The organism is Pseudomonas entomophila (genome assembly GCF_013523165.1).
GTDB lineage: Bacteria > Pseudomonadota > Gammaproteobacteria > Pseudomonadales > Pseudomonadaceae > Aquipseudomonas > Aquipseudomonas entomophila_A.
In genome coordinates this window covers 1-1,250 of sequence record NZ_JAAMQI010000054.1, presented here as the reverse complement: position 1 = coordinate 1,250, position 1,250 = coordinate 1, and the positions used below count along the sequence as shown (strand labels likewise).

Annotated in this window: 2 protein-coding genes; both read left to right on the top strand. The window is 51.1% G+C overall.

The annotated features are described in order from the left end of the window. The first annotated feature begins 12 nt into the window (after positions 1-12). On the top strand, positions 13-372 hold the full coding sequence (locus G7Z99_RS19965; protein ID WP_258197094.1) for a transposase: 360 nt from the start codon (positions 13-15) through the stop codon (positions 370-372). After that, positions 369-1,214, top strand: coding sequence for an IS3 family transposase (locus tag G7Z99_RS19605; protein WP_258197093.1), 846 nt, complete (start codon positions 369-371; stop codon positions 1,212-1,214). Before G7Z99_RS19965 ends, G7Z99_RS19605 begins: the two co-directional genes overlap by 4 nt. Positions 1,215-1,250: the final 36 nt, after the last annotated feature.

The following is a 1,250-nucleotide window of genomic DNA, read 5'->3' as shown; positions in this document are numbered from 1 at the left end:
TGAACTGGCTTAATGATTTTGGACACCTTCTTCGGACGCTATAATGGCGTCCAATTGGAGGCAAAATCAGTGCGCAATTCTTATTCGAAAGAACACAAAGTTCAAGCTGCTGAAATGGTGCTGGACGGTGGTCAGTCGGTTCCTGAGGTTTGCAAAATTCTTGGGATCGGTCGTACCGCTCTTCGTCGCTGGGTCGAGCAAGTTCGTCAAGAAAGAGAAGGCAAGGTGCCGACTGGAGCGAAAGCTATTACGTCGGAACAGCGACGTATTGAAGAGCTAGAAGCTCTGGTTCGTCAAAAGGATCGGGATATTGAAATACTAAAAAAGGCCAGCGCTCTCTTGCTTCGGGACTCCAAAGATCATTCGCGTTGATCAACGAGCTAAGTGAGCAATACAGTATCGTCGACTGCTGTCGTGCGCTTGGAGTCGAGCGCAGCAGTTTCTACGCATGGCGCAAACGCCAAGGGCGTGAAAATCCTGAAAGGGAGGCTCTACGCTCGTGTGTGGTCGTCCACTTCAAGGCGTCGCGGAGTTCTGCTGGCTCTCGTACCTTGATGCATGAACTACGGCGTGAAGGCCATGAAATTGGGCGTTACAAGGTACGTGCGCTTATGCGCGAGGCTGGCCTGGAGTGTCGGCAGCGTAGGCCGCACCGATATCGATCCTCTGGCGCAGAAGCCTTGATTGCGGAAAATCAGCTGAAGCGAAATTTCAAGGTTTCAGCGATTAACGAGGTGTGGTGTGGCGATGTAACTTATATCCAGGTAGGTAGGCGTTGGCTTTATCTGGCAGCGGTGATCGACCTGTACGCACGTCGCGCTATAGGTTGGGCATTTTCGATGATTGCCGATGCAAGATTGGCCTGTAACGCATTACGAATGGCCTTTGAGTCCAGAGGCAGGCCAGTAGATGTGATGTTTCATTCAGATCAAGGGTGTCAGTACACCAGCCATAAATTTAGAGCTGTACTCGAAGAGTGCGGCTTGAAACAAAGCATGAGCCATCGAGGCCAATGTTGGGATAACGCTGCCATGGAGCGGTTCTTCGGCGCGCTAAAATCAGAATGGATGCCAGCAGGAGGTTATGAATCTGAGGCACAAGCCAAGGCTGACATTACGGCTTACTTGGTGCGGTATAACCTCAAGCGCCTCCACAGCTACAACGGCTACGAAACTCCCGTAGCCATGGAGGAAAAGCTCAAAGCGGCGGCATAAACCTTAATCGGTGTCCAAAATTACTTGACCAGTTCA

What these genes read in the sequence shown, in the direction of transcription:
- G7Z99_RS19965 (WP_258197094.1), top strand. Translation starts at nt 13, where the DNA reads ATGATTTTGGACACCTTCTTCGGACGCTATAATGGCGTCCAATTGGAG.